This window comes from Sporofaciens sp. SGI.106, from assembly GCF_050314255.1.
Taxonomy (GTDB): domain Bacteria; phylum Bacillota; class Clostridia; order Lachnospirales; family Lachnospiraceae; genus Claveliimonas.
The window spans coordinates 1-7,488 of record NZ_JBNPMZ010000036.1; the positions used below are offsets into that span (position 1 = coordinate 1).

Genomic DNA, 7,488 nt, shown 5'->3' on the forward strand with positions numbered 1-7,488 from the left:
TTATTAAAAATCCTAAAAGCATAATCGCAATACTAATACCAATAAGTACGCCAAAAAACGGTAAATCATTAAAAGCAAAAAAATTAATTGCTACCGCAAACAAGATAAATGAGTTAGAATTGTCTCCGCCTCGTTGGCTAAATCCATAAAAGAAAGAATAATTATTTGCTCTTTCGTAACAATAAATTAAAAATGCAAATACTAAAAGCAATATTCCCACTTCATTCCCCCACGGAAATTCTTTTAAAACTTCGCTTTTTCCAATGTAATAATTTTTCAAGAAGTGTAAAACAATACTTATAAAAATAAAGCATCCCTCACCCAACATAATAGTTTTTTTGATTTCTTTTTTCATAATAAAGCCCTCTCCTCCCGAATGCTCACTTTCCCATTCTCGATATGAATCCGATAATCGCAGATACGAAGAGCCGCTTTTCTATGGGTCACGATCAGACAGGTCCTGTCCCTCAGTGAGGCGATATTCCGGAGCAGTCCTGCCTCGGTTTCTTCATCCAGCGCGCTGGTGCTCTCATCCAGTAACAGAATCGGTGCGCGACTGAGGAGCGCTCTTGCCACAGCCACCCGCTGGGCCTGTCCTTCCGATAAACCGATGCCCCGTTCTCCGATTACCGTATCCAGGCCATCCGCAAGCTCTGAAATAAACTGATCAATACACGCTATCTTCACCGCCTGCAGGATTTCTTCATCGGTCGCCGCATCGGTAAACATGGTAAGATTCTCCCGGAGGGTGCCGGAAAACAGGGTATTTCCCTGAGGCACATAGGCAAACAATGCCCGCGTCCTGCCGGAGGCACTTTCTTCCCTGCCATCTGCAAAGCAAAACTTCACCGCACCGGCTGTCGGCTGATAAATACCCAGAAGAAGCTGGAATAAAGTACTCTTGCCGCCACCGGAGATTCCCGTCACAGCGACAAAATCTCCCGGTTTTATACAGACATTTACCTGATTTAACACAAGCTCTGTGCCTCTTCCATATGAATAGTCGATGTCACACAATTTGATCTGGTTTAATTCCTGATACAATGCTCTGCCATCGATACAAATCAATTTCTCTTCTTCCGGAAGATCCAGAATTTCCTTCAGCCGCTCTGCGGAACTGATAGTTCCATAAATCTGACTGGCAACTCCTGCTATATTCGCGATCGGCCCCTGAATCTGACCCACCAGCTGAATGATGACCGCCAGCATTCCGTAGGTTAATTTTCCATTATAAATGCCAAAACACCCCCAGAGCATGCAAAACAACCAGCTTAACTGAAAGATTCCATGAATACTGCTATTCAAATATGTAACAAAATAACCCTTTCTCAGCTGAGCACTGAGAAATGCCTCCTGACGGCGATCCACCTGACGCATCATCCGTTTCTCAGAACCGGACGCCTTTATAAGGCGAAGATTCTCAAGCGTTTCCTGAATAATCGCGTGAAGCCTGCCTTCCGACTCCTGCATTGCCCTGTGACGCCTCTTCATGGGATTATTAAATACTGCGATTAAAAGCAAGCCTAATATGCCCCCTGCAATCAGAAGCACGACAAACCGCCAGTCCATGCGGATCAGGATCACTGCTGCCCCCACAAAACTGACCGCCATGCTCACCAGGCCCGGCACAATCTCAACTATTCCATTTCTAATGACACTAATATCGGAAAACATGCGGTTTACCAGCTCCCCGCTGTGAAATCCTGCAAGACCGGCATACTGCTTCTTCAAAATTTTCTCAAGTGCCATAGAACGAAGACTCCGCAAAAGCTCCGCACTGATTCTCGTTGAAAGCCTCCCTGAAAACAGCGCACCTGCCCGGCTTACCAATAACATGGCTGTCATTAAAATGGCATAAATCAAAACCCGTTTTCCATCATGACCGGCTGCCCCATCGATCAAGCCCCGGGTGGCAACTGTAATCACAAGAGCGCACCCGCAAATAATCAGATTTAATACGCACAATAACAAAATCCCCGGATGGCTGGAAACTGACCATCGCCAGATATCTGCCAGGGCCGGACTTTTTATAATTTTCAAAAATTTTTCTTTTAGCATCTTTATACTTCTCTTTTTGTTATTTCTACTTCACTACAAACATAAGTCTAACACAGAGAGTACAAATTTACCACCGAATAGGTGGTCTGCAGGGACAAAAAATTGACAATCATCTTCTCGTCTGATACAGTATTTTCAATAAAAATATTATGAAACGGAGCACAAACCATGAAACTCCTGAATGTTTTTCCTTTCAAATTATTGATACCCCTCTGCATTGTGCTGGGGGCATTTCTTCTCTGTGTGTTGACCGTATATCTCAACCGCATTACCTGTACAACAGAAACATTTTCGGAAAGCACCCGTTACCTTTCCAATCCTTATCAGGGATTTTACCATATTATCGGTTACACTTTGTCTGACGATTATGTCCCGACAGACGGACTTTCTAATCAGACTGCATCCTATTCCGATTCTCTGGCACTGGTGGAGATTAATTTAAAAAATTATCGTAAGACCGAAATCAGCGAAACCGGTCTCACACAGTTAAATGATATTCTAACTGCATGGTCACAGTCCCCGTCCAATACGAAACTGATCCTTCGTTTTATTTATGACTGGGACGGACTGGCATTGGCAACAGAACCCGAAACACTGGATCTTGTCCTGACACATATGGATCAGGTCAGCACACTGGTCAACCGGTACTGTGATTCTGTCTACATTATGCAGGGCATTTTCACGGGAAATTGGGGCGAAATGCACCATTCGCATTTCATGGACGCCGATTCCGTAAAAACACTTATCCAGCATTTACATGAGGTCATCGACCCTTCCATCTATCTTTCCGTCCGCACACCGGCTCAGTGGCGTATGGTAAATGACCTGTATAATCTTCCGGGAAAATTTCCGGCATTTGGAGCAGATGATTCTCTGATGGGAAGACTCGGCCTTTTCAATGATGGAATGCTGGGTTCTGAATCCGACCTGGGCACCTACGGAAATACAGCAAGACGCGACGCCACCTCTCCCTCTTATCAGGGCACAAGGAAAGAAGAACTGGCATTTCAAAACACTTTATGTCAATACGTTCCAAATGGCGGCGAGGTTATCTATAATCATAATCTTAGTGATCTCGAAACCTCGGTTTCAGATCTGCGAACCATGCATGTGTCTTACCTGAATGCAGACTATGACGGCCGCGTTCTGGAAAAATGGCGAAATACCGTCTGGACAGGAAATGATGCCTTTCGCGGATGTGACGGATATACCTATATGCAGACACATCTCGGATACCGTTATCTGATTCGTACCTGCAAAATAAAAAAATCCGGATTGATAAAACCGGATGTAACCCTCACTCTCACCTTACAGAACAATGGATTTTCCAACACTCTGAAACCATTTCAGACTTCTGTTATATTAAAAAATGTAGAAACCGGAGCATGCACCGATGTTCCACTAAACGCCGATCTGAGAAAGCTTGGCAGCGGACAAAAAAAATCCTTCACAGTAAAACTTCCTGTGAAAGATCTGGAACGCGGCAGCTATCAAATTTACTTTTCTGTAAAGGATGAGACAAATGGGCAGATGATTTTGTTGGGCAATGAAAATGAAGCCACAGATGAGGGCTATCTCTTAGGGCAGCTGGAGAAATGATCCGGCTGCCGCTTTATTATTCACGCGGTGTGAGCCGACTGACCAGTTCTCCCCGCTTACCCGCTTTTTTTATAATTGCAGATACCGATGGCCGCTTCAGCTTCCTGTTATTATTCAGGAAACGGATCAGTGTTGCAAACCACAGAACAGGCCAGAATACGATGATCTTTCCTGCCTTCGGAAAATTAATATGCATCTGATGGTGAAATTCTCTCACATATGCGGTCAATGAATTTCCCTCCATGCCTACCATACGCTCCGCTTCGCTGTAGCCAAACTCTCCGGCATCCAGTATATCTCTGAGCAACTCATCCGTCACTTCCCGCTCAACATCATTTCCAACGGGAATCGGGCTTTTCTCCTGTGCCAGGCCAAGATATCTCACACAGATGGATGTTATCGCCTTTGCAAATTCTGCAGTACCGCTCTCACAAACCATCTTCCAGAAATCTTTCCGTGCTTTTTCATCGTCACAATTCTCCCATAACACAACCCAGTCACAGAGATTTCGAAGTCCAAAACCACTGCCAACAAAATGCTGCAGCATATGAATCATCAGATAAAACGCCTGCCATTCTGTCTCGTATACATACATCTTAAACCCCTGAAACTCTACAGGTCGGCAATGCTGAATGCTCTCCTCCTGCAGCTTTTCCAGATATTGATTCAAATGCTTTTCCTTAAAAGCCTCTGCCCATGTTGTATGGAGTTCCACCACTTCATTTTTCTCAGAAACCAAAACAAAGTGATGGTTTGCATGCCACTCAGAAGATGGCTTGAATCCATTTTCACACAGAATCTCTACTGCTCTCCCGGCATCCTCCTCGTCAGCCACAAACAGATCAAGATCCGAAGTTTTCCTAACTTCCGGAGTCGGATAAAACCGCGAAACAGCACAGCCCTTGAGCGTGACAGCTACGATGCCCTCCTTCTCCAAAAGTGCAGTGAGTCTGGCATTCAATACCTGTAATTGAATCCCTTTATGCACAGTCCGCGCTGTTTTAAACTGCACGGCAAGCCTCTGCTCTTCCGGAATCCTGTCCATTTCCAATACATTTTCAAGCAGTGACAGCACTTCGTGACGGTCTGCAAGAGCCAGAAGCTGCTCCCATTCCTTCCCGGTCAGGGATGGAAACCGGGCAGTTCCCTTAGATGGGTGCAGGCTCCAGCTGAGGAGCTTAAGAAGGGTATATTCAGTTTTGTTGATTGTTGAAATAGATGCCATAATAACCCTCTTATCCCGGGACACAGGATCGTCCCTTATCCGGTGTAAAGATCTTCCAGCGTTAGCAGCGTAACCTCGCCCTTCTCTGCTGCCATTATCAATTCTTGTGTAAATCCTCCCCTGGAGAAGATATAGTAATGAAATGTTCCATTCTTGCGAAATACCGAAGCATATCTACGAATCAGTTCCAATTCCTCTATTCCAATTTTCTCATTTCGATACTTGCAGGAACCTATCAGATACTCATTTCCTTCCACCGGCGTTCCAACAATATCGATTTGAATTTCTTTTCTGGTTTTTGCATCTGTTCCCCACCACTGTCCAACATTACTTAACAGAATAGGAAGATCGGATGCATAGCGAAGCAGATATTCCCGACACATTTTTTCAAAGACCAGCCCCATATAATCCGGATAATACCGTTTTACCGCCTGCTCATAAACCTGCTGCATACGTCCTGCACTGATTACAGACATATTCCGTGGAACAAACCGGTACCAGAAACGGAAGAAATTATCCTCAATGCCATAGACTGTTTTCTTTCCAGGCTTTTCTGTAATAGGAGTTTCTTTCTTCAAAATGCCCAAATCCAACAAGACCTTCAAATATTTTGCACACACACCGGATTCGAGTCCTACTTTTGTACAAATTTCATTTGAGCGGCTGGCACCGCCTGCAATAGCAGCAATGACTGAATTATAGATTGCCGGCTCCCGCAACTCTTGTTTTAATAAATTTTCCGGTTCTTCAAAAAGATAACTGGAGGTATTGAACAAATTTTCCAGGAGTGCTTCGTCTAAATTTTTTTCTACATCAAGCTTGTTGATATAGTGAGGAATACCACCGGTCACACCATATAAAAGTGCCTGATCCTCTACCGACAGTTCAGGATAAAATGCTGTAATCTCACGGTAAGTCAGTGCCTGTATTTTAAACTGTGCCGTTCGGCGTCCGTAAAGAGGACTTTCATACCCCAGCACCTGATACTCCATGAAACTCATGGATGAACCACACAGGATCAGATAAAGCTGTCCATCCTGCCACTGATGGTCAATAATATGCTGAAGGCGTGATGAAAATGATTTCTCAGCCTTTGCCAGATATGGGTACTCATCAATAACAAACACCATACGTTTATGCGCTGACATTGTTGTGATTTCCTCTAAGGCATCCTCATAACATTTGTAGGTAGGAAAATTGGAACTGTCTGGATTCTTACAAAGATAAATAGCCTTCGAAAGTGCTTCCAGATTTTCCTGAGATGATGCATTTAATGCAGAAAAATAAACCGTCTGCTTTCCTTTGCAGAACTCATTAATCAACGCAGTTTTACCTACACGCCGTCTTCCGTATATAACAATACACTCAAATCGTCCTTTTTCATAACGTCGATTCATCGTTTGAAGTTCTTGTTCCCGACAATAAAACATAATCTCCTCCCTCACATTTTGCAAACTCATGAGTTGGTGAAACATAAGTTTATTATATTCATTGGTATGAATTTGTCAATAACTCTGCAATAATCTTGCTATACTCTTCGTTTGACATCTGTATCCCTCCTACAATTCAATTTTAACTTTTTAACTTTGTATGCAAAGGCAAAAAGTTAAAATTAAATCTTTCAGGAATTCCGGCCTCCACAAAGCACTCTATATACTTTTGGAAATGTGTGCGCCAGTATTCTCGCCACCACATATAGAAGCCCCAGGGCAACAAGGGGAGTAACTATATAGCTGAAAGATGCCCAGGCCATACTGCCACTCACCCTGGACAGAATACTACTCAAACCTTCTACAGGAAAAATATGAGCACTATAAATGAAAAAACTCTGCTTACAGAACCACAACGGCTCATGATCAAATAGATTCAGCTCCCCTAACAATTCACAGCTTTTCCAAAACAAAATTGGAGATAAAACAATATAAATCGTATAAAAGAACGGTATTGATAACCATTTGATTACTGCAAGAATAAGAAACAAAATAATATAGAATGCTGTTTCAAAATGACTACCATTCGGCTTTTCCCAATACTCTCTATGATAAGCAGATAACGCCCCTCCAATCGTAAAAAGCAAAATCGAACTTGTCTGACATACGGGCGTATTGATACCCAACATAGACAGTACAGTCAACACAATAAGATCCTGCATAAACCAGAATGGAAGATAAAATTTATGTAAGATAATACCTTCAACCACATTGCTCAATGATATGCTTATATCCTGTCCACTATATAACCCGAATAGTATGCCAGAAATATGAGTCATAATTATGAAAAATAGCAATCCAAACGTATTCCATATTAAATATGGAATTCCAAGGGATATTACTTTCTTCTTTAACTTTCTTCGTAAAATGTCGGATTTTGTATCAAAAATATCATACCGAAACATCCAATATCCAGATTGCAGAAAGAAAAAAGGAACAGCAATCCTTCCTAAAGTTTCAGACATTATTTGGTTCAATCCATAGATGAAAGTACCCTGCACATCGCCAAAATCATAATAAGCCAGATTCTTTGCATGTATGTACATAACAAACACCGACAAAATAAAGGAAACTATCACCACTTTTCTGCTAAATCGGATTGAAATATCCCCCGAC

General features: G+C 42.7%; 6 protein-coding genes. 1 reads left to right on the forward strand and 5 read right to left on the reverse strand.

Annotated features, from left to right (window positions below; all coding sequences use genetic code 11):
- Both ACQRCC_RS15295 and ACQRCC_RS15300 read right to left on the reverse strand, forming a co-directional pair.
- Positions 1-355 (reverse strand): hypothetical protein (locus tag ACQRCC_RS15295; RefSeq protein WP_427851607.1); only part of this gene is annotated, 355 nt, incomplete at its 3' end.
- Positions 352-2,058, reverse strand: a complete 1,707-nt coding sequence (locus tag ACQRCC_RS15300; RefSeq protein WP_427851608.1) for an ABC transporter ATP-binding protein — start codon at positions 2,056-2,058, stop codon at positions 352-354. The genes ACQRCC_RS15295 and ACQRCC_RS15300, both read right to left, overlap by 4 nt.
- A 168-nt stretch (positions 2,059-2,226) precedes the next feature.
- Between ACQRCC_RS15300 and ACQRCC_RS15305 the strand changes: the two genes are divergently transcribed.
- Positions 2,227-3,657: a DUF4832 domain-containing protein gene (locus ACQRCC_RS15305; protein WP_427851609.1), complete on the forward strand. Its 1,431-nt coding sequence runs from the start codon at positions 2,227-2,229 to the stop codon at positions 3,655-3,657.
- 16 nt (positions 3,658-3,673) lie between these two features.
- Here the strand turns inward: ACQRCC_RS15305 and ACQRCC_RS15310 are convergent, their stop codons facing one another.
- From ACQRCC_RS15310 to ACQRCC_RS15320, 3 genes are all read right to left on the reverse strand, one after another.
- Positions 3,674-4,882 (reverse strand): nucleotidyltransferase domain-containing protein, encoded by a 1,209-nt coding sequence (locus ACQRCC_RS15310; RefSeq protein WP_427851610.1) that lies wholly within the window; start codon positions 4,880-4,882, stop codon positions 3,674-3,676.
- A gap of 35 nt (positions 4,883-4,917) precedes the next feature.
- On the reverse strand, positions 4,918-6,312 hold the full coding sequence (locus ACQRCC_RS15315) for an ATP-binding protein (protein ID WP_427851611.1): 1,395 nt from the start codon (positions 6,310-6,312) through the stop codon (positions 4,918-4,920).
- A 191-nt stretch (positions 6,313-6,503) separates the two neighbouring features.
- Positions 6,504-7,488 (reverse strand): acyltransferase family protein (locus tag ACQRCC_RS15320; protein ID WP_427851612.1); only part of this gene is annotated, 985 nt, incomplete at its 5' end.